Below are 21,257 nucleotides of genomic sequence, written 5' to 3'. Positions count from 1 at the left end.
GACATGACCAGAATTGTTAGCTTCGTCGTCATCGTCCTCCTCATCGGCTTCGGTTTTTCCTGGCTTGCAGACCGCCCCGGCGTTCTCGCCATCACCTGGCAGGGCCAGTTGATCGAAATGAGCCTCATGGTCGCCGCTTCCATGGTGGCGGCGCTCGTCGCCGTCGTCATGATCGTTTGGTGGATGTTCAACACCTTGTGGAATTCCCCGCATGCCGCCCGTCGTTATTTCCGCGCGCGCAAGCGGGATCGCGGTTATCAGGCGCTTTCGACCGGCCTTATCGCAGCAGGCGCAGGCAATGCGACGCTGGCCCGCAAGATGACGGCTCGCACGCAGGGTCTTCTCAGCGCGGATCAGGAACCGCTCATCCACCTTCTGGAGGCTCAGGCTGATCTCATCGAAGGCAAATACGATGCGGCCCGACGCAAGTTCGAAGCGATGGCCAACGATCCCGAAACGCGGGAACTTGGTCTACGCGGTCTTTACATCGAAGCACGCCGACAGGGTGCGGATGAAGCGGCCCTGCAATATGCCGAGGACGCGGCCAAGAACGCGCCTTACCTGCCGTGGGCTGCGCAGGCGACGCTTGAAAGCAAATGCCGCAATGGCGAGTGGGATGACGCGATCCGTCTTCTCGATCAGCAGAAAGCAGCCCACGTTATCGAGCGCGGAGAAGCCGAGCGTCTGAAAGCCGTTCTGCTGACGGCAAAGGCAGAAGAGAAGCTGGAGAGCGATCCCAAAGGCGCACGCGATGACGCCCTACAAGCGCTCAAGCTCTCCAAGGCTCTGGTTCCGGCAGCCCTTATCGCCGCAAAATCCTATCTGCGTGAAGATAATCTGCGCAAGGCAGCTTCGGTGCTCGAACCCGTCTGGAAGGCTGGCCCGCACCCGCAGATCGCTCAAGCCTATGTTCGCGCCCGTAGCGGCGATACGGCTATCGACCGGCTAAAGCGCGCCGAGCGGCTTGAGAGCCTCAAGCCGAATAACATCGAGTCTCTCTTCGCCGTCGCACAGGCAGCGCTTGCCGCGCAGGATTTCGCCAAGGCACGCGCCAAGGCGCAGGCCGCCGCCCGCATCGATCCGCGCGAAAGCGTTTTCCTGCTGCTTGCTGATATAGAAGAGGCGGAGAGCGGCGATCAGGGCCGCGTGCGCCACTGGATGTCGCAAGCCCTTCGCGCCCCGCGCGATCCGGCTTGGGTGGCGGACGGCGTGGTGTCGGAAAAATGGCTTCCGGTCTCACCCGTCTCGGGTCGTCTGGACGCGTTTGAATGGAAAGTGCCATTCGGCCAGCTTGAAGGGCCGGTGGAAGACGTCAGCGTCGACAACGCACTCGCATCATTGCCAGAGGTCGCCAAGCCGGAAATCCGTGAAAAGATCATCGAAATTCCTGTCCCGGTAAAAGCTCAGACGCCACCGCCAGCAACTTCTGCCGTAGAAAAAGAAACGCCAGTGAAGGCAGAACCGGCAAAGGCGCCGGAGCCTGCCAAAGCCGAGCCGAAAAAATCGGAAGAAGCCGTTCCATTTTTCGGCGGCCTGCCAGACGATCCCGGCGTGAAGAAACCCGCAGGCGAACCGGACGAGAAGACCCGCCTCAAACTGTTCTAACAACTTTCAAGGAGAGCCATGCTCGAACGTATCCAGTCATTCTTCCAGAACCTCGCGCATGGAAGCTCGTCCAAGGAATTTCAGCCGGACGATCTGCGCGTTGCCATTGCAGCCCTCTGTTTTCAGGTGATGGAAGCTGACGGAACCGTTTCTAAGGTCGAGCGGCAGCGCCTGCGTGAGCTTCTTCAGGAACATTACGGCTTAAGCTCCGGCAAGCTGGATGCGTTGATGGAGGCGGGCCTAGAGGCGGGCAAGGAGGCGGTGGACTACTACCGTTTCACCACCGATATTCGCCGCCATCTGGATGAAGATCAGCGTATCGAACTCATCGGCATTCTCTGGGATATCGTCTATGCGGATGGCGAACGCAACGAGATGGAAGACCATGTGATCTGGCGCGTTGCCGATCTGCTTGGCGTCTCCGTGCGGGACCGTGTCCTGCAACGGCAACAGGCGGAAGGTCACAAGACCATCGCCGGTGAAAGCGAAAACGAGAAAGATGTTGTTTGATCCGTCCCGTCAAAGGGGCACGCAGAAAAGCATATTGATCGTCCTCCATCAGGAACGCTCCACGCCCGGTCGGGTCGGGCAGATGCTGGTGGAGAAGGGCTATAGTCTCGATATCCGGCGACCAGCGCTCGGAGACGAGCTTCCCGACACGCTGGCATCGCATGATGGCGCCGTCATTTTCGGCGGCCCTATGAGTGCTAACGATCCCGATGCTTTTATCAAGCGGGAGATAGACTGGCTGAAAGTTCCGCTGAAGGAGGACAAGCCGTTTCTCGGCATCTGCCTCGGCGCGCAGATGCTATCGAAACAGCTGGGCGGCAAGGTGCATGCGCACAAGGAAGGCAAGGTCGAAATCGGCTGGTACCCGCTTCAGACGACCGAGAAAGGCCGCCTTCTGATGAAGCACTGGCCGCATATGGTCTATCATTTCCACAAGGAGGGTTTCGATCTTCCAAGGGGCGCACATCTGCTGGCCTCGGGAGAGACCTATCCAAACCAGGCGTTCCGCTATGGCGACAATGCCTGGGGTCTGCAATTTCATGCGGAACTGACAAGAGCCATGATGCAGAGCTGGATCGTGCGCGGGGCCGAGCGCTTCGGCATGCCCAACGCGCAGGTGGGAAGCCAGCATCTGGAAGGCCGCATGATGTTCGATGCGGCGCTGAGAAACTGGCTGTCGCATTTTCTCGATCTGGTCTTCGAACCACAACATCAGGCTCGATAGTCGAGATAACAGATCAGATGTGATCCGGTGCTTCGAGATTGTCGATTTTACGCAACTTCGGGAAGCGTGTCGCCCAGATGGCTGCTACCATCAATGTTCCTATGCCGCCGATGACCACCGAATGCACCGCACCGAAAACAGAAGCCATGCTGCCTGCGCGGAATTCGCCCAATTCGTTGGAGGCGCCGACAAAGACCATGTTGACCGCATTGACCCGCCCGCGAACCTCGTCCGGCGTCCAGAGCGCAATCAGCGTCTCGCGAACATAAACCGAAACCATATCCGCAGCTCCCATCACCACAAGTGCTGCGATTGAAATCCACGGCGTGGCGGAAAGCCCGAAGACGACGGTCGCTGCACCGAACAGGGCGACCCCCGAAAACATCATGATGCCCGCATGGTGGCGGATGGGGTTGAAGGCAAGAAAGATGGCAACGGCTATCGCACCGATGCCAGGTGCCGCGCGAAGCAGGCCGAGCCCCCAGGGTCCAAGCGTCAGCACCTCCTTGGCGAAGATCGGCATCAGCGCAACCGCGCCGCCGAGAAGAACAGCGAAGAGATCGAGCGAGATCGCACCCAGCACCACTTTTTCATGAGAAATGAAGCGGAAACCGGCAAGCATGCTTTCCAGCGTCACGGCCCGCGGCGGCGTGCGCTGCTCCGGCTTCTTGATCATGAAAGCGAGAATGGCCGACAGCGCAAAGAGGGAAAGCGCCACCGAGTAGGAGATGATCGGACTTGCACCATAGAGCAGACCACCGGCAACAGGTCCGAGAATGGAGGCGAGTTGCCAGGAGGAAGAGTTCCAGGCGATGGCATTGGGGAGATCGCTTTCCGGCACAAGGTTCGGCGCAAGCGACTGCACCGCTGGCCCCATGAAAGCGCGCTCTATGCCGAACACGATAAGAATGAGAAAGACGAGCGACGGCGTGAACGCATGCGCCAATGTCAGCCCCAGCAACGCCCCCGCACAGGCACAGGCGACAAGCAGGCAAAGCGCCATGATCATGCGGCGATTATGCCGGTCCGCAACCGTTCCGGTAACGAGAATGAGGAGCAGCGACGGGAGAAACTGGAACAGGCCGATCAGCCCGAGATAGAAAGCGTTTCCCGTCACCTCATACATCTGCCAGCCGACCGAGACGCTGACGATCTGTACCGCGAAAGCCGAGAAGAAGCGCGCGGAGAAAAATCGCCGGTAAGCGGGATGGCTAAACGCGCCGAAGCGGTTCTCCGCTGAGATGAGGGACATGGAGCTGGTCTTTCGGATAGAGGCAGGCCGCTATCCCATAGACCCGTTGACGCCTTACTGCCAGCCTTCTTCGGCAATATTCCTATCTACTCATACACCTGATGCACTCTCAGGCGCGGATCACCTCGATGAGCTTCACACCGATGATATTGTCATGGTGATCCGAAACGATCTCTCCCCTGCCGATGGTCTGACCATTCACACGAACCTCGACCGGATCGCCAAACCGCTTGTTGAGCAGAATGACCTGATCCGGCGTGAGCGACATGAGGGCGGACACCGGCACCTGCGCCTGCCCGATGACGACTTCCATCGTCAGCGGAATTTCATCGAAACTTTTGCCACTGTCACGCTGCACGCCGATCAATGCCCGGCTTGTCGAGCGGTGAGGCTCGCTCCAATCGGCCAGATGCTCATGCACGGCTCGCGATTTGGACGTCAATGCATCCTTCGCCACGGAGACGCTGTAAGGCTGGCTGAAAGCAGCACCGAAAGCGGGCCACGCTGGCACATGGGCATCGTCTTTGGAATCCATCATGGAAACACCTCAGCAAATCGAATCGTCCGGTTTCTCCGGCTTGGACTGCATTTTAAACCCGTCACCGGGCGGAGTGGTTAGAATTTGATTAAACACTGCGGCGGTGGTTAAGGTCTCCTTAACTTCCACAGGAGCCCCGACTCGAAACACCTGTTCCACCCACCGGTTGTTCGAGAATGAAACGACATAGGTAATCTGTCTCATTGAGACACGGACCGCCCCTTGAAGGCAAGCGGATGAGAGCGAAGCGGGTGAGGTGAAAAAGCGTCCGTGAGATGTAATAGTGAGAGCCACAAGAAGGCCGGTACTTGCCGGTTAGTGTGGTAATGTCTAAATGTCATCCCACAACGATATGGAGACATTGATGCTTGCCCTGTTTCAGACCATCGATTTGGCCTTGAATCTTTATACCTGGGTGCTGATTGCCAGCGCTATCTTCTCCTGGCTTTACGCGTTCAATGTCATCAACTCGTCCAACCAGTTCGTGAACGCGATTGGCAGTTTCCTGTATAATGTCACGGAACCGGCTCTTCGCCCGATCCGCCGCATTTTGCCAAACCTCGGCGGCATCGACATTTCGCCCATCATCCTGCTGCTGATCATCTTCTTCATCCGCTCGCTGATGTGGAACACCATCTATCCGATGGTCGCTTGAGCCAAGGCGAAGCCTGGCAACAATTCGGCGACCATCTTCGCCTCAGCGTTCGTCTGACACCGTCCGGCGGACGCGATTCTATCGATGGGCTGGAACAGGATGCCGATGGCCAGACCTTTGTGAAAGCAAGGGTGACGGCAGTGCCCGAAAACGGCAAGGCCAATAAGGCACTCGTCGCCCTGCTCTCCAAGTCGCTGAAGCGACCGAAATCCTCAATAACCTTCATTTCCGGCGAGACATCGCGCAAAAAAATCCTCCGGCTCGATGGCGAACCGGAGGACTTGATAATCAGTCTGCAAAAGCTGCTTAGTCTTTGAACTGCGCATCGTGCTTTACAAAAATCGATTCCGATTTTTGCGCCGATGCGCCAGCTAAGAAATCAGCCCTGCGCCTTGTAACGCTCGATGGCTTCGACGATCAGCTTCTTGGCAACGTCGACATCCTGCCAGCCGCCCATCTTCACCCACTTGCCGGGCTCCAGATCCTTGTAGTGCTCGAAGAAGTGCTCGATCTGCTTGAGCGTGATTTCCGGCAGGTCGGTGTAGTTTACGACCTTGTCGTAACGGCGCGTCAGCTTGGGAACCGGAACCGCGAGGATCTTCTCGTCCTTGCCGCCATCGTCTTCCATGATCATCACGCCGATTGGGCGAACATTGATGACGCAGCCTGGCACCAGAGGGCGCGTGTTGCAGATCAGAACGTCGATTGGATCGCCATCGTCCGACAGGGTGTGCGGCACGAAGCCGTAGTTACCCGGATAGGTCATTGGGGTGTAGAGGAAGCGGTCTACGACCAGAGCGCCTGCATCCTTGTCCATCTCGTACTTGATCGGATGACCGCCGACCGGCACTTCAACGATCACATTGACGTCATCGGGCGGGTTCTTGCCGACGGAGATTGCATCAATACGCATACTCTTTCCTCATTCCGTGAGTTGAAATCGGTTCTCGATACTGGGAAAGCAGCTATATTGCAACACGACTTGAGGCGCATATTGGCGTAAATGCTGTCAAGGGCGCCGGACGCCCTAACTCTTTGAATATCCGAATTGTGTTTTGCCGCTCAACGCCAGGCAAAACCGATCTTGCGCAACTGCGTGTCTGCAAAATCTTCCATGCCTTCGGCGATATCCTTGCCGCCATGCGAGCGGAAGAAACGATTGGCAACATCGCTATCTTCAAGGCACCACGCGACGACGCCGTTGCAGCCGAGCGACTTCAAAAGACGGCGCGCCTCCTTGAAGAGAACCGAGCCAAGGCCGATGCCCTGATATTCCGGGCGCAGATAAAGTTCGTAGACTTCACCATCATAGGGCAGCCCGCGCGCACGGTTCAGGCCAAGCGTCGTATAACCGGCAACCACGCTTGCAACCTCCACCACCAGCATGGTGGCGGAACCTCTCGCGGCACGTCTCCACCAGTCCTCACCGCGGCGATCCAGCATCTGCCAGAGCGGCTTGTGCGGGATAAGGCCCGCATAGGCCTGCTCCCAGGAAAGCCTGTGCACCTGCGCAATGGCAGCGGCATCATTCGCCTCGGCGCGGCGAATATCGATGAATAACGTTTTCATAACGCGATTCTGGCCCCGGCGCGGAAAACTTACCAGCCGTAAAGGTTAACGGCAGGAAGCTTACCCACAGCCTATTCATGTGGACGACGGGGACAAGATTAACGCAATTTTTACCATCGGCACAAGCGACAGCGATTCGCACCCACAATAAAAAACCCGGCACGGAGGCCGGGTTTTCAAACTTGGTTAACTGGGCGGGGTCAGACGGCCAGCTTTGCCTTTTCGAAGCGCTTGCGGTCGTTCGCATCGAGGAACATCTTGCGAAGACGGATCGACTTCGGCGTGACTTCCATCAGCTCATCGTCCTGGATCCAGGAAAGAGCGCGGTCAAGCGTCATGCGGATCGGCGGCGTCAGCTTGACGGCTTCGTCCTTACCGGCAGCGCGGATGTTGGTGAGCTGCTTGCCCTTCAACACGTTCACTTCCAGATCGTTGTCGCGCGAGTGAATGCCGATGATCATACCGGCATAAACCTTTTCGCCCGGCTCGATGATCATCGGGCCGCGATCTTCGAGGTTGAACATGGCGTAAGCAACCGCTTCGCCCATGCCGTTGGACAGGAGAACACCGTTGACGCGACCGCCGATGGCGCCCTTGTAAGGCTGGTAGTCGTGGAACAGGCGGTTCATGATCGCCGTGCCGCGCGTGTCGGTCAGAAGTTCGGACTGGTAACCGATCAGACCACGGGTCGGAGCGAGGAACTTCAGGCGAACGCGATTGCCACCGGAAGGACGAAGCTCGGTCATTTCAGCCTTGCGCTCGGACATCTTCTGAACGACGACACCGGAATGCTCTTCATCGACGTCGATGACAACTTCTTCGATCGGCTCCATCGTCTGGCCGCTTTCGTCCTTGTGCATGACGACGCGCGGACGCGAAACGGCAAGCTCGAAGCCTTCACGACGCATGGTTTCGATCAGAACGGCCAGCTGCAATTCGCCGCGACCGGAAACGAAGAACGAATCCTTGCCTTCGGCTTCTTCGATCTTCAGCGCAACGTTGCCTTCGGCTTCCTTGAACAGGCGGTCACGAATGACGCGCGATGTAACCTTGTCGCCTTCGGTGCCAGCCAGCGGGCTGTCATTGACGATGAAGGACATGGTGACGGTCGGCGGATCGATAGGCTGTGCCTTCATCGGCTCGTTGACCGAAGGATCGCAGAACGTGTCGGCAACCGTGCCCTTGGAGAGACCGGCAATGGCCACGATGTCGCCCGCATGGGCTTCTTCGATTGCTGTACGCTCGATACCGCGGAAAGCGAGGATCTTGGAAATACGACCGGTTTCGATGGTCTTGCCGTCCTGACCGAGAACCTTGACGGCCTGGTTCGGCTTGATGGAGCCGGAAGCGATACGACCAGTGATGATACGACCGAGGAAGTTGTTGGCTTCCAGAATGGTACCGATAAGACGGAACGGGCCTTCTTCGACAGTTGGCTCAGGAACGTGCTTGAGAACCAGATCGAGCAGCGGCGCCAGACCTTCGTCCTTCGGGCCTTCCGGGTTGACGTTCATCCAGCCATCGCGACCGGAACCGTAAAGGATCGGGAAGTCGAGCTGCTCGTCGGTTGCATCGAGGTTCGCGAAGAGGTCGAACACTTCGTTGATGACTTCCTCATGGCGGCCATCGGGACGGTCGATCTTGTTGATCGCAACGATTGGCTTGAGGCCGACCTTGAGCGCCTTGGAAACCACGAACTTGGTCTGCGGCATCGGGCCTTCGGACGAGTCGACCAGAACGATCGCGCCATCCACCATCGACAGGATACGTTCGACTTCACCACCGAAGTCGGCGTGGCCGGGGGTGTCGACGATGTTGATGCGAACACCCTTCCACTCGACCGAGGTCGCTTTGGCGAGAATGGTGATGCCGCGTTCTTTTTCGAGGTCGTTCGAATCCATGACGCGCTCTGCAACGCGCTGGTTTTCGCGGAACGAACCGGACTGCTTCAGAAGCTCGTCAACGAGCGTCGTTTTGCCATGGTCAACGTGCGCGATAATCGCGATGTTGCGAAGTGCCATATGATAAATCTCTGAGGTTGGGGCGCTGATCGTATGGGATGCGCCAATTTAGTTTGGCGGGCTCATAACCTTTTTTTTGCAAATGCGAAAGGGGGGCTTATGACATAAGCCCCTTGCGAAATCGCCGTATCAGAGTTGTGTGACAGGTTTTTACGGCATCGGACCGAAAAGTGTGAAGCGGTTTTCGGATAATCCGATGCCTTGAAACGAGAGTCCTTATTCTGAATCCGTTTTAAGCGGCAACCAGCCCGCGTTTCTTCAACATGGCATCCGGGCTCGGCATCTTGCCCCGGAACGCCTTGTATGTCTCTTCCGGATCGACCGAGCCGCCAACGGAATAGACATTATCGAGAAGCTTGCGTGCCGTTGCAGGATCGAAGGGATTGCCGGTTTCCTCGAACGCTTCGAACGCATCCGCATCCAGCACTTCCGACCACATATAGGAATAGTAGCCCGCCGAATATCCGTCGCCCGAGAAGACGTGCTGGAAGTGCGGCGTTGCATGGCGCATGACGATGGATTTCGGCATGTTCAACGACGCCAGAACCTCGCTTTGAACGGCCATCGGATCATCTACCGTTCCGCGCGTGTGGAACGCCATATCGACCAAAGCCGAGGAGGTGAATTCCACCGTATTGAAACCGGCATTGAAAGTCTGAGCAGCCAGCACCTTGTCCAGCAGCGCCTTCGGCATCGGCTCACCGGTTTCGTAGTGAAGCGCGTATTTCTCCAGGATTTCCGGCACTGTCAGCCAATGTTCGTAAAGCTGCGATGGGAGCTCCACGAAATCGCGCGAAACGCCCGTGCCCGAGACGGACGGATAGGTGACATTGGACAGCATGCCATGAAGCGCATGGCCGAATTCGTGGAACAACGTGCACGCATCGTCCAGCGACAGCAGCGCAGGTTTTCCTGCGGCTGGTTTTGCGAAATTGCAGACATTGTAGATGATCGGCAACTCGCCGACCGCGCCATTCTTCAGCGGCAGCTTGTGCTGCGACTGGAACGAACTCATCCACGCGCCGGAGCGCTTGGAAGGCCTGGCGAAATAATCGCCCAGGAACATGGCTTTCAGATCACCATTGTCGTCCCGAATTTCGAATGTGCGAACGTCCGGGTGGTAAGCAGCAGCCCCCTTCAATTCGACGGCGTGGATGCCGAAGAGGCGCGTCGCCACGTCGAAGCAGGCTTCGATGATCTTTTCCAGCTGAAGATAGGGCTTCAGTTCGGCTTCGGAAAAATTGAACTTCTTTGCACGCAGCTTTTCGGCATAGTGCCGCCAGTCCCACGGCATGACATCATGGTTCTTGCCTTCATCGGCAATGACGGCAGCAAGCTCGGCCTCTTCCTCGCCCGCACGGGCGACGGCCTTTTCCCAAACCTGACCCAGAAGCCCGTTCACCGCATCCGGCATCTTCGCCATCGTGTCATCCAGCTTGTAGGCGGCGAAGCTTTGGTAGCCGAGAAGCTTGGCCTTCTCTTCGCGTAGCGCCAGCGTCTTCTTTACGATCTCGCGGTTATCGGTCTCGCCACCATTTTCGCCACGGGCCACCCAGGCCTTGAAAGCCTGCTCACGCAGGTCACGATGCTCGGAGAATGTCAGGAAAGGTTCGATGATCGAACGCGACAGCGTCACCGCGAATTTGCCATCCTCGCCATGCTCTTTCGCCGCACCTGCCATGGCATCGCGCAGAAAACCGGGAATTCCGGCAAGCTCATCCTCGGGAGACAAAAGCAGCTTCCAGTTCTTTTCATCGGCAAGCACGTTCTGTCCGAATTTCGCGCCGAAGCCTGCCAGTTCCTCGTTGATCGACGCCAAGCGTTCCTGGCTCTCCTTCGGCAGCTTGGCGCCCGCACGGACGAAGCCCTTCCAGTGACGCTCCAAAACGCGCAGTTCTTCATGGGAAAGACCAAGCGTCTGTCGCGCCTCCCAAAGCGTGTCGATGCGCTTGAACAGCGCTTCGTTCATGCCGATACGGGAATAATGCCGCGACATTTTCGGGGCTATTTCACGCTCCAGCGCCTGAATTTGCGGGTTTGTATGGGCACCGGCCTTATTCCAGAACAGCGCCGAAACGCGCGACAATTCATCGCCCGCGATTTCCAGCGCCACGACCGTATTGGCAAAGCTCGGCGCCTCGCTGTTGCCAGCAATAGCATCGATCTCTGCATCGTGAGCAGCAAGAGCAGCATCGAAAGCACCGGAAAAATCCTCATCCCTGACCGCTTCGAAACGCGGCAGGCCGTTTTTCCCGTTCCAGTCTGTCAGAGCGGAATAGTGCGCGATTGTCGATGTCATGGCTGTCCTCATGCAGATGTGATTCAAGAGCCATATGGGCATGCCCGCCGCGACGTTTCAATATGCGAAAGCCAAGAAGCCGACTTACGGTTCATCCATGCGACATGCCGCAAAACTATTTCTCTTCCAGACGATTGCGCGAAAGCCAGAAACTTGCCACGAATTGCAAAGGATTTTAGTAAGAAGCACTTAGAACAGGCGACCCGAAGAGCATCTCCCTGATGAGCAATCACCCCGAAAGAGAGCCGCTGGCATTTCTGCTGAACAGCAGCGCCCGTTTTCTCAACAGCGTCTTCGAGCGTCGTATTGCCAATGCGGGTCTGGGATTGACCCCCGGTGAAGCCCGCGCCCTGTTGACAGTCGCATCCATCGATGGCCGCAAGCAGGCGGATATCGCCGCCCGCATAGGGCTGGAGCCGATGACCGTCTGCACCTATCTCGACAAGCTGGAATCCCTTGATCTGGTGGAGCGCCGCCCCAACCCTGACGACCGTCGCTCGAAATGCATCTATCTCACGCAAAGCTCGTCCGATTTGCTTGCGGCAGTGCGCAGGGAGGTCGATGGCCTGATCGAGCAGGCAACGAGCGGCTTTACTGAAGACGATCTCGAGCGCTTCCATGATCTTCTGACGGTCGTGCAAAAAAACCTGCAAGCCGCAGTGCTCGACAAGACCAAGCCAGAGGCGTGATGTCGGACAAGGCCGTGGAGATGCGCAAGCCTGCCATGTCCGTCAGGCGAACGGCGATGCTGGGCGCAATGCTGACCGCACTCGGTCCGATCTCCATGGCGATCTACACGCCCGCTATGCCGGAACTCGTCCGCGCCTTCGCGACCACCGAAAGCGCCATCAAGATGAGCCTCACGCTGTACTTTGGCGGCTTTGCCATGGCGCAATTGCTGGCGGGCGCGGTTTCCGATGGCTTTGGCCGCCGCAAGGCGACCATCTTTTTCCTGCTGATCTATCTCATCGGCGGCGCGCTGGCCGCTTTTGCACCGAATGTCGAAATCCTGCTGGCAGCACGGCTCGTGCAGGGCATCGGGGCATCCGTTGGTGTGACGGTCGCGCGTGCTGTGGTTCGCGATCAGTTTACCGGCGCACAGGCATCCGGAATTCTCAACCTCATCGGCATCATGCTGGCCGTAGGCCCAGCCGCAGGGCCGACGATTGGCGGCCTGTCGCTTCTCGCATTCGGCTGGCAATCGGTGTTCGTGCTGATGCTGGGCTTCGGGCTTGCAAGCCTGACGACCATCTTCCTGCTGCTTCGCGAAACCACGACTGCCGATCCGACGCGTCTTTTGCCAGCGCGCTTGCTCAGCGCCTATTGCGAGCTTCTGTCGTCGCTGCGATTTCTTCTCTCAGCCTTCGTGCTTGCCGGAACTGTAGGTGCGCTCTTTGCGCAATCCACCATGCTGCCCTTCATCCTCATCAACGAAGTCGGTCTCACGCCGACGGCCTTCGGCGTGGGCATGCTAATGCAATCCGGCTTCTACTTCCTCGGTTCGATTGCCTTGCGATTGATCGTCAAACGGATCGGAGAGCGCCATGCCACACTGCTCGGTCTTTTCCTGTGTGCGACCGGGGCCGTTCTGATCTTCGTCTCCGTCCACTTTATCGCGCCGACATTCCTGTCGATCATGGGTCCGGTGGCCGTGGCAACCTTCGGGCTGGCTCTGATCACGCCTTACATCATCACCATCGGCATGGCGCCCTTCCCACATATCGCGGGCTCGGCATCTGCCATGATGGGCTTTATTCAGATGAGCGCAGGTTTTGCAGGTGGCGTCGCTGCATCCATCATCGGCTCGCCGCTGACGAGCTTCGGCATCGTCATTCCTGGGATGGAACTGGCTGCTGTGCTCAGCTACTTCATTCTCGTCGCGCTTTCCCGACGGCAGACATGAAAAAGCCCCGACAAGCGGGGCTTAAACATCTTATTCCAAAGAAAATCACTTACCGAGATTGCGCTTGGCGAGCGTGCGCAGGCGCAGCGCATTGAGCTTGATGAAGCCTGCCGCGTCCTTCTGGTCGTAAGCGCCCTGATCGTCTTCGAACGTAACGAGCTTGTCGGAATAAAGCGACTTGTCACTTTCGCGGCCAGTGACCATGACATTGCCCTTGTAGAGCTTCAGCGTCACTTCGCCTTCCACATGCTCCTGGCTCTTGTCGATCAGCGCCTGCAGCATTTCGCGCTCCGGCGAGAACCAGAAGCCGTAATAGATCAGCTCGGCGTAACGCGGCATGATCTCGTCCTTCAAGTGCGCCGCACCGCGGTCGAGCGTGATGCTCTCGATGGCGCGGTGCGCCGCAAGCAGGATAGTGCCGCCGGGGGTTTCGTAAACACCACGGCTCTTCATGCCGACGAAACGGTTTTCGACCAGATCCAGACGACCGATGCCGTTGTCACGACCGTAATCGTTCAGTGTCTTGAGAAGCGTCGCAGGCGACATTTCGACACCATTGATGGAAACGGCATCACCCTTGCGGAAACCGACCTTGATCACGGTTGCCTTGTCTGGCGCCGCTTCCGGGGAAATGGTGCGCATATGCACATATTCCGGCGCTTCCAGCGCAGGATCTTCCAGAACCTTGCCCTCGGAAGAAGAGTGCAGCAGGTTGGCATCGACGGAGAACGGCGCTTCACCCTTCTTGTCCTTGGCAACCGGAATCTGGTGCTGTTCGGCAAAGTTCAGGAGATCGGTACGGCTCTTGAAAGTCCAGTCACGCCAAGGCGCGATGATCTTGATATCCGGGTTCAGGGCGTAAGCAGAAAGCTCGAAGCGAACCTGATCGTTGCCCTTGCCGGTCGCGCCGTGAGCGATGGCATCCGCTCCGGTCTTCTTTGCGATTTCGATCAGGTGCTTGGAAATCAGCGGGCGGGCAATGGACGTGCCGAGCAGGTAGACGCCTTCATAGACCGCATTGGCGCGGAACATCGGGAAGACGAAATCGCGAACGAATTCTTCGCGCACGTCCTCGATGAAGATTTCCTTGATGCCGAGCATCTCCGCCTTCTTGCGCGCAGGCTCAAGCTCTTCACCCTGACCGAGATCGGCGGTGAAGGTCACGACTTCCGCGTTCAGCTCGGTCTGGAGCCACTTCAGGATGATCGAGGTATCGAGACCGCCGGAATAGGCGAGAACGACTTTCTTAACGTCTTTCGGGAGTGCCATCAGAGAAATCCATGTTGCGTGCCGGCGATCAAAAACGCTCGCCTTTCCTTGAGATTTCGGCACTTTTAGCGAGTTTATCGGCTCACGCAAGAGAAATGAAAACGCGCCTGCGGAGGGAACGCTTTCGTTGTCATGTGACTTGGAAGCTGAAAAACGCTAAAGTTTCGAGCGCGTATGAAAGCGCATGGTTCCATGGGACGTCGCTGCCGTTTTGAGAAACGGTCGCGGAAAGGAGAAACCAATGACGACTATTCACCCCGCATTGAGCCCCGATAATGTCGCCGTCATAACCGGTGCCGCCTCCGGCATCGGTCTGGCCGCCGCCCGGAAATTCGCAAAGCTCGGCATGAGCGTCGCGCTGGTCGATCTCGACGGCGAGAAGCTGAGAGCCGCCCAGACCGAAATCGCCGCAGAAGCCAAGGATGGCGAAGCCCAGATCGTTTCAATCCCCACTGACGTTTCCAAGCTCGACGAGCTTGAAGCGCTCGAAAGAACAGTCATCCAGCGTTTCGGTCGCGTGCATGTTCTCATGAACAATGCAGGCGTCCAGCCCGGCAGCGCGATCTTCGGCCCGCAGCCCAACTGGGAAAAGGTTCTCGGCGTCAATCTCATGGGCGTGGTCAATGGCAGCCGCGTCTTCGGCATGGGCATGATCGCGCATGGCGAACCGGGCCTCATCATCAACACCGGCTCGAAACAGGGCATCACCACGCCACCCGGTGACCCTGCCTACAACGTCTCTAAGGCAGGCGTGAAAGCATTCACCGAGGCACTCCAGCATGAGCTTCGCAACATCCAGAACGGCAATATCTCCGCACACCTACTGATTCCGGGCTTCGTCTTCACCGGCCTCACCGCCAATGGCCGCACCGAAAAACCATCTGGCGCATGGACGCCGGAACAGACCGTGGATTTCATGGTCGAAAGCATCGGCAAAGGCGATTTCTATATTCTCTGCCCTGACGGCGAAGTGGACCGCCAGCTGGACGAGAAGCGCATCCTCTGGGCCGCAAACGACATCGTCCAGAACCGCCCGCCGCTCTCACGCTGGCATGACGATTATGCCGATGATTTCCGCTCGTTTCTGAAGGTCTGACCTGCGGGATAATCTTGAGTGAAGAGGAATTGGCAGGCTCTCGAAACGGCGTTATGAGTAGGCACTTGAACCCTTGATAATGGTGCCGCCGTGGATTTCATACCGAGCCTGCCAACTCTCATTGCCTTCACCGTCGCCATCTTGTTGCTGGCCGTCACGCCCGGCCCGGATATGACGCTATGGATCAGTCGTTCTCTTCGGGAAGGCAGGAAATCAGGCTTCGTTACCCTTGTGGGCAGCAACCTCGGTATCACCGTTCACACGCTGCTTGTTGCTTTTGGTGTGGCAGCGCTCATCGTTGCCTCTCCCACCGCCTTTCTCGTGTTGAAAACCGGTGGCGCGGCCTATCTCGTATGGCTCGCGATACAGGCCATACGCCATGGCTCCAACTTCGTCATGGAGCGTCCGAAGGAGTTGAAGACCGAAGTTTCGCTCACCTCAGCATTGCTCAACGGGCTGTGGGTCAACCTGCTGAACCCCAAGATCATCATCTTCTTCATGACCTTCCTGCCGCAATTCGTCAGCGCGACCGACCCACACGTTACCGGCAAGCTGATTTTCCTTGGCCTCTGGTCCATCGTCGTCGCCCTGCCCATCGGCATCGGCATCGTGGTTGCCGCCGACTCGCTGTCCGGCTGGCTGCAACGCAATCGCAAAGTCCTGCGCGGACTGGATTACACGATTGCCGGCGTCTTCTCGCTCTTTGCAGTGAAAATCTTCCTGACGCAGGCGAAGTAATAAAAAAGGCGCCTCCCCAGCGCCTTTTTCTATCCAATCAGCAACTCGTCATCATCGAGCTTCTGTCCGCGTATCTTGCGAAACATCTCGATCAGATCTTCCACCTGAAGACCCTTGCGGCTCTCACCTGACACATCGAGCACGATTTCACCGGCATGAAGCATGATTGTACGGTCGCCGTAATCCAGCGCCTGACGCATGGAGTGGGTAACCATCAGCGTCGTCAGCTTGCGCTCCTCGACCACCTTGCGGGTCAATTCCATCACGAATTCGGCCATGCCCGGATCGAGCGCTGCCGTGTGTTCATCCAGCAGCAGGACATCCGATCCCGCAAGTGTCGCCATGACGAGGGAAACAGCCTGTCGCTGACCGCCGGAGAGAAGGTCCATGCGGTCCTTCAGGCGGTTTTCGAGGCCAAGGCCAAGCGATGCGATACGTTCCTTGAAGAACTCACGACGACCGCCACCGAGCGCGGGCATCAGCCCACGGATTTTTCCGCGCGCGGCAGCCAGCGCGAGATTTTCTTCGATGGTCAACGCGCCGCAGCTTCCAGCAAGCGGGTCCTGAAACACGCGCGCCACCTGACCAGCACGGCTGGCCGTCGGCTTGCGGGTGACGTCCACGCCGCTAATCGTCACCTTGCCAGCAGATGGCAGCACGTCACCTGCCAGCACACCGAGCAGGGTCGATTTACCGGCGCCGTTGGAGCCGATGACGGTGACGAAGGAACCGTTCTCGATGGTGAGATTGATTTTGGACAGCGCCTGCTTTTGCAGGGGTGTCCCCTTGCCGAAGACGACCTGAATATCGGAAAGCGAAATCATGATGCGGCTCCTCCACGGCGCAGGCGCGGCAGAATGAGCGCAACGGCCACCAGCACGGCGGTAACGAAATTAAGGTCGGAAGCCTTCAGGCCCAGAGAATCGCTGGAAAGCGCGAGCTGGATCGCTAGACGATAGGCAATTGAGCCGAAGACGCAGCCGATCAGCGCAATCAGGATGCCACGCGAACCGAACAGCGTTTCACCGATGATAACGGCAGCGAGGCCGACGACGATGGTGCCGACACCCGAGGTCACATCGGCAAAGCCGTTCGTCTGGGCAAACAGCGCGCCACCGAGCGCCACCAGCGCATTGGAAATTGCCATGCCGAGATAGATCTGATTACCCGTCTTGATTCCTTGCGCGCGCGACATGCGGGCGTTTGCACCGGTTGCGCGCATTGCAAGGCCCGCGTCGCTTTCCAGAAAGCGCCAGACAAGGATGACGGCGGCCAGCAACAGAATGCCGACGAACAGCGGGCGCACCAGATAGTCCGAGAGACCAAGCCCGTAAAATGGCTCAATGACCGTTTCCTGATTGAGCAGCGCGACATTCGGCTTGCCCATGACGCGCAGGTTCACCGAAAACAGCGCAATCATGGTGAGGATCGAGGCCAGAAGATTGAGTATCTTGAAGCGGACATTCAGCATGGCCGTAACAATACCGGCACCGGCACCGGCAATCATCGCCACGCCCGTCGCGAGCCACGGGTTAAGCCCCGCAATGATCAGCACCGCAGCCACGGCAGCGCCGAGCGGAAAGGAACCGTCCACGGTCAGATCGGGAAAATCGAGCACGCGGAAAGCGAGATAAACGCCGATAGCGACAAAGGCAAACACCAGCCCCAGTTCGACGGCACCCCAGAAGGCGATTTGGCTCACAACAGAAAGTCCTTGGTTTTTCGCCCGCCATTTGCGGGCGATTATTTTACGGTCGCTAGACCGTCATTCGAAGCACCACTTCTTGCCGTCATGCTCGGGCTTGTCCCGAGCATCTGCAACCTGTCAAAATTCTCAACGTGATTGGATCCTCGGGTCAAGCCTGAGGATGACGGCGAAGTTGGCGCTTAATCGATCACCTTCGTCGCACGCTTCGTCACGGCCTCAGGGAAAGTCACGCCAACCTTTTCGGCAGCCTTCTTGTTGAGAACGAGATCGGTGCCGACGGCAACGGTGGCAGGAATATCGCCGGGCTTTTCACCCTTGAGAATGCGAACGACGACTGCACCCGTCTGCTTGCCAACGTCGAAGTAGTTGAAGCCAAGAGCGGCGATGGCGCCACGAGCGACGGAATCCGTGTCCGCTGCAAAGAGCGGAATTTTCGCCTCAGTGGCAACACCGGCAGCGGCTTCGAAAGCGGAGACGATGGTGTTATCGGTCGGTACGTAGATCACATCGGCCTTACCGACCAGTGCGCGCGTTGCGCCCTGCACTTCGGCAGACTTGGTAGCAACGGATTCCACGACCTTAAGACCGGCCTTCTCCGCTTCCGCCTTCAGAAGCTCAAGCGTGGAGACGGAGTTGGCTTCAGCAGAATTGTAGATATAGCCAACGGTCTTCGCGTTCGGCGCGATTTCCTTGATCAGCGCCAGATGCTCGTTCACCGGCAGCGCATCGGAAAGACCGGTGACGTTGCGGCCGGGCTTTTCCATGGACTTGATCAGCTGCGCGCCGACAGGATCGGAAACGGCGGTGAAGACGACCGGAATGTCGCGCGTGGCCGCGACGACGGCCTGCGCGGATGGAGTGGAGATGGGCACGATGACGTTCGGCGCATCGCCGACGAACTGGCGCGCAATCTGCGCTGCCGTGCCGGGGTTACCCTGTGCGGACTGGTAGACGAACTTCAGGTTTTCGCCTTCCTTGTAGCCAGCTTCTGCAAGTGCAGCCTTCACGCCATCGCGTGCGGCATCGAGTGCCGGATGCTCAACGATTGCGGTGACGGCAACAGTCACGTTTTCCGCCTTTGCGGGAAGGGCAAGAGCCGTGGCGGCGGCAAGCGCCAAAACGAGTGCGCGCATAGGGTATTCCTCCGATTGAGTTCACTTTCCGGTTCTCTTTAAGAAACGGTTAAAGCGAAATCAATCGCGCAAGACTGATCGGAATGATCAATTCTTCTACTATTTAGTCGTCGGCACCGTGATTGGCGATCATCATGGCTTCGAAAGCCAGACGTTCGGTCTTGCGCATACGCTCGGATTCTGACTTCAACTGACCACAGGCCGCCAGAATATCGCGCCCACGCGGCGTTCTGATCGGGGAGGCATAGCCCGCCTGGTTGATGAAATCGGCGAACTTCTCGATCTGCGCCCAGTCGGAACACTGATAATTCGTGCCCGGCCACGGGTTGAACGGAATGAGATTGATCTTGGCAGGCACGCCCTTCAGAAGCTGCGTTAGCATCTTGGCATCTTCCAGACTGTCATTCACGTCCTTCAGCATCACATATTCGAATGTAATGCGGCGCGCATTCGACAGGCCGGGATAGTTGCGGCAGGCGTCGATCAGCTCGTTCAGCGGATATTTTTTATTAATCGGCACCAGCATGTCACGCAGCTCATCGCGAACCGCATGCAGCGAAATCGCCAGCATCACGCCAATCTCATCACCCGTGCGGAAAATTTCCGGCACGACACCGGAGGTGGAGAGCGTCACGCGGCGCTTGGAAAGCGACAGGCCATCGCCATCGGTCGCAATCAAAAGCGCCGTCTTCACATGTTCGAAATTATAAAGCGGCTCGCCCATGCCCATCATCACGATGTTGGAGACCTTGCGGCCTTCGGCAGGCATGATCGTACCCTGCGGGGCTTCACGATCCGGGAAATCACCCAGACGGTCACGCGCCACGAGAAGCTGCGCCAGAATTTCCTCAGCCGTCAGGTTGCGCACCAGACGTTGCGTGCCGGTATGACAGAACGAGCAGGTGAGCGAGCAGCCGACCTGGCTCGAAATACACAGCGTGCCGCGACCCTCTTCGGGAATGTAGACGGTTTCGATCTCGACGGGGCGACCAGCACCGCGTGGTGGAAAACGCATCAGCCACTTGCGGGTGCCATCGTTGGAAACCTGTTCCTCAACGATTTCAGGACGCGCGATGGTGAATTTTGCTTTCAGCTTCTCGCGCAGTTCCTTGGCCACATTGGTCATGTGGTCGAAATCGGAGACGCCGCGCACATAGAGCCAGTTCCACAACTGGCTGACGCGCATCTTGACCTGCTTCTGCGTCACGCCGATCTCCATCAGCGCATCCGCCATCTCTTCGCGGGTTATACCGATCAGCGATGGCTTGCCCGACATCAGGTCGTCATTGGCAACCAGTGGAGCTTTAATGCTAAGGCCTGCTGTCGTTTCCAGTGCGGACATCGTCCTATCCCATCATCCAATGCAACGAAGAACCGGCCTGTCGAAACGGCGGAAGGTCGTCTGCATGTCGAGAAAATCAAAGGCGAAACGCTTTTCCGCGTGTTCACCTGTCTTTGTTGGGCGCGCATCTACCATTAATGCCGCCAAAACGCAAATGGCCGGTCGTGAAGACCGGCCATTCCAATAACGCATATCGCGATATGTTACTTGCAGCTTTCGATCTGCTTCAGCGCAGCCGAGATGCCGGAAAGCGAATAGGAATAGGACGTTGCCGTACCGCGGCTGGACGTCGCCTTCACGGTCATCGACTTGCCCGTCTTCATCGCAGCCACAAGCGCAGGCTCTTCAGCAGCGTTTTCGACCCAGGCAGCCTTGTCCTTGGTGAACATGACGAAGTTCTTCGTATCGATCGTCACGTTGACCTTGGAGCCTTCCTTGAGCGCGTAGCCGACCATGGCCTGAGGCTCATAGGAAATGTTCTGGCCAGGGCGCTGGGAAACGATGAAGAAGATATCGCCGTGATCGACGCTCGCTGGCTCCTTCGCGGTTGGAATGGAAAGAACATAGCAAACGGTGCTTTTACCCGACTTGTACGAATAGGCACCCCAAGCATTGAACTGCTGGATGCGCGTGGGCGACTGTGCAGAGGCGATGCTGACGCTGGTCAGCAGAATGGCGGCTGCGGTTGCTACACTTCTTACAAACATTGAATTTCCTGCCGGGTTATTGTCTTGCAGTTGGCCGAACGGCTTTGGCCGGGCCGGTGCTAGGTGAAGTCCGTCATCTTTGATATTGGCCAAAGACGGTTACCAAACCGTCAACGCCGACATTAAAAGTCGATAAATGGATCGGTGTAGTTTCCCAGCACCTTCATGAAAGCAGCGCTTCGAAGCGC

21 protein-coding genes are annotated in these 21,257 nt (G+C 57.7%); 9 read left to right on the top strand and 12 right to left on the bottom strand.

What is annotated here, in order from left to right; genetic code table 11:
* Window positions 1-3 precede the first annotated feature (3 nt).
* The 3 genes from CFBP5473_RS02125 to CFBP5473_RS02115 are packed head-to-tail and all read left to right on the top strand — an operon-like array spanning window position 4 to window position 2,839.
* Window positions 4-1,605 (top strand): heme biosynthesis protein HemY, encoded by a 1,602-nt coding sequence (locus CFBP5473_RS02125; protein WP_027673663.1) that lies wholly within the window; start codon window positions 4-6, stop codon window positions 1,603-1,605.
* An 18-nt stretch (window positions 1,606-1,623) separates the two neighbouring features.
* Entirely contained in the window at window positions 1,624-2,115 is a 492-nt protein-coding gene (locus CFBP5473_RS02120; protein WP_027673662.1) for a tellurite resistance TerB family protein, read from the top strand.
* Window positions 2,105-2,839: a glutamine amidotransferase gene (locus tag CFBP5473_RS02115; RefSeq protein WP_027673661.1), complete on the top strand. Its 735-nt coding sequence runs from the start codon at window positions 2,105-2,107 to the stop codon at window positions 2,837-2,839. The genes CFBP5473_RS02120 and CFBP5473_RS02115 overlap by 11 nt, the downstream gene beginning before the upstream one ends.
* Before the next feature lie 13 nt (window positions 2,840-2,852).
* Here CFBP5473_RS02115 and CFBP5473_RS02110 read toward each other — a convergent pair whose 3' ends face one another.
* Both CFBP5473_RS02110 and CFBP5473_RS02105 read right to left on the bottom strand, forming a co-directional pair.
* On the bottom strand, window positions 2,853-4,091 hold the full coding sequence (locus CFBP5473_RS02110) for an MFS transporter (RefSeq protein WP_027673660.1): 1,239 nt from the start codon (window positions 4,089-4,091) through the stop codon (window positions 2,853-2,855).
* Between the two features lie 109 nt (window positions 4,092-4,200).
* Window positions 4,201-4,629, bottom strand: a complete 429-nt coding sequence (locus CFBP5473_RS02105) for a FliM/FliN family flagellar motor switch protein (RefSeq protein ID WP_051441135.1) — start codon at window positions 4,627-4,629, stop codon at window positions 4,201-4,203.
* Between the two features lie 364 nt (window positions 4,630-4,993).
* Between CFBP5473_RS02105 and CFBP5473_RS02100 the strand changes: the two genes are divergently transcribed.
* A complete protein-coding gene (locus tag CFBP5473_RS02100; protein ID WP_027673658.1) occupies window positions 4,994-5,284 on the top strand; it encodes a YggT family protein in 291 nt (96 codons plus the stop codon).
* Window positions 5,281-5,601 carry a DUF167 domain-containing protein gene (locus tag CFBP5473_RS02095; RefSeq protein WP_027673657.1) on the top strand — a complete coding sequence of 107 codons (321 nt, stop codon included), beginning with the start codon at window positions 5,281-5,283 and terminating at the stop codon, window positions 5,599-5,601. The genes CFBP5473_RS02100 and CFBP5473_RS02095 overlap by 4 nt, the downstream gene beginning before the upstream one ends.
* Before the next feature lie 62 nt (window positions 5,602-5,663).
* Here CFBP5473_RS02095 and ppa read toward each other — a convergent pair whose 3' ends face one another.
* The 4 genes from ppa to CFBP5473_RS02075 all read right to left on the bottom strand — a co-directional run bounded on the left by ppa (window position 5,664) and on the right by CFBP5473_RS02075 (window position 11,173).
* On the bottom strand, window positions 5,664-6,197 hold the full coding sequence (gene ppa, locus CFBP5473_RS02090) for an inorganic diphosphatase (protein ID WP_027673656.1): 534 nt from the start codon (window positions 6,195-6,197) through the stop codon (window positions 5,664-5,666).
* A 149-nt stretch (window positions 6,198-6,346) separates the two neighbouring features.
* On the bottom strand, window positions 6,347-6,853 hold the full coding sequence (locus tag CFBP5473_RS02085; RefSeq protein WP_027673655.1) for a GNAT family N-acetyltransferase: 507 nt from the start codon (window positions 6,851-6,853) through the stop codon (window positions 6,347-6,349).
* 200 nt (window positions 6,854-7,053) lie between these two features.
* The gene (gene typA, locus CFBP5473_RS02080) at window positions 7,054-8,874 is read right to left on the bottom strand and encodes a translational GTPase TypA (RefSeq protein ID WP_027673654.1); all 1,821 of its coding nucleotides are present in this window, start codon (window positions 8,872-8,874) and stop codon (window positions 7,054-7,056) included.
* Between the two features lie 232 nt (window positions 8,875-9,106).
* The gene (locus CFBP5473_RS02075; RefSeq protein ID WP_027673653.1) at window positions 9,107-11,173 is read right to left on the bottom strand and encodes a M3 family metallopeptidase; all 2,067 of its coding nucleotides are present in this window, start codon (window positions 11,171-11,173) and stop codon (window positions 9,107-9,109) included.
* A gap of 221 nt (window positions 11,174-11,394) precedes the next feature.
* Between CFBP5473_RS02075 and CFBP5473_RS02070 the strand changes: the two genes are divergently transcribed.
* Window positions 11,395-11,862, top strand: coding sequence for a MarR family winged helix-turn-helix transcriptional regulator (locus tag CFBP5473_RS02070; protein WP_027673652.1), 468 nt, complete (start codon window positions 11,395-11,397; stop codon window positions 11,860-11,862).
* Between the two features lie 35 nt (window positions 11,863-11,897).
* Entirely contained in the window at window positions 11,898-13,076 is a 1,179-nt protein-coding gene (locus CFBP5473_RS02065) for a multidrug effflux MFS transporter (RefSeq protein WP_037170660.1), read from the top strand.
* Between the two features lie 45 nt (window positions 13,077-13,121).
* Here the strand turns inward: CFBP5473_RS02065 and CFBP5473_RS02060 are convergent, their stop codons facing one another.
* Window positions 13,122-14,345, bottom strand: a complete 1,224-nt coding sequence (locus CFBP5473_RS02060) for an argininosuccinate synthase (protein ID WP_027673650.1) — start codon at window positions 14,343-14,345, stop codon at window positions 13,122-13,124.
* Between the two features lie 241 nt (window positions 14,346-14,586).
* On the opposite strand from CFBP5473_RS02060, the gene CFBP5473_RS02055 reads away from it, so the two are divergent.
* Window positions 14,587-15,441 carry an SDR family NAD(P)-dependent oxidoreductase gene (locus CFBP5473_RS02055; protein ID WP_027673649.1) on the top strand — a complete coding sequence of 285 codons (855 nt, stop codon included), beginning with the start codon at window positions 14,587-14,589 and terminating at the stop codon, window positions 15,439-15,441.
* A 90-nt stretch (window positions 15,442-15,531) separates the two neighbouring features.
* On the top strand, window positions 15,532-16,179 hold the full coding sequence (locus CFBP5473_RS02050; RefSeq protein WP_027673648.1) for a LysE family translocator: 648 nt from the start codon (window positions 15,532-15,534) through the stop codon (window positions 16,177-16,179).
* 29 nt (window positions 16,180-16,208) lie between these two features.
* Here the strand turns inward: CFBP5473_RS02050 and CFBP5473_RS02045 are convergent, their stop codons facing one another.
* From CFBP5473_RS02045 to CFBP5473_RS02025, 5 genes are all read right to left on the bottom strand, one after another.
* Window positions 16,209-17,003, bottom strand: a complete 795-nt coding sequence (locus CFBP5473_RS02045) for an ABC transporter ATP-binding protein (protein WP_027673647.1) — start codon at window positions 17,001-17,003, stop codon at window positions 16,209-16,211.
* Window positions 17,000-17,881: an ABC transporter permease gene (locus tag CFBP5473_RS02040; RefSeq protein ID WP_027673646.1), complete on the bottom strand. Its 882-nt coding sequence runs from the start codon at window positions 17,879-17,881 to the stop codon at window positions 17,000-17,002. Before CFBP5473_RS02040 ends, CFBP5473_RS02045 begins: the two co-directional genes overlap by 4 nt.
* A 185-nt stretch (window positions 17,882-18,066) precedes the next feature.
* The gene (locus tag CFBP5473_RS02035; RefSeq protein ID WP_027673645.1) at window positions 18,067-19,020 is read right to left on the bottom strand and encodes an ABC transporter substrate-binding protein; all 954 of its coding nucleotides are present in this window, start codon (window positions 19,018-19,020) and stop codon (window positions 18,067-18,069) included.
* A 103-nt stretch (window positions 19,021-19,123) separates the two neighbouring features.
* The gene (gene rlmN / locus CFBP5473_RS02030; protein WP_106389321.1) at window positions 19,124-20,296 is read right to left on the bottom strand and encodes a dual-specificity RNA methyltransferase RlmN; all 1,173 of its coding nucleotides are present in this window, start codon (window positions 20,294-20,296) and stop codon (window positions 19,124-19,126) included.
* 269 nt (window positions 20,297-20,565) lie between these two features.
* A complete protein-coding gene (locus CFBP5473_RS02025) occupies window positions 20,566-21,069 on the bottom strand; it encodes an invasion associated locus B family protein (protein WP_027673643.1) in 504 nt (167 codons plus the stop codon).
* Window positions 21,070-21,257 lie beyond the last annotated feature (188 nt).

The organism is Agrobacterium larrymoorei (assembly GCF_005145045.1).
Classification (GTDB): domain Bacteria; phylum Pseudomonadota; class Alphaproteobacteria; order Rhizobiales; family Rhizobiaceae; genus Agrobacterium; species Agrobacterium larrymoorei.
Note: the sequence above shows the minus strand (reverse complement) of the source record. Positions and strands in the feature narration are given on the sequence as shown.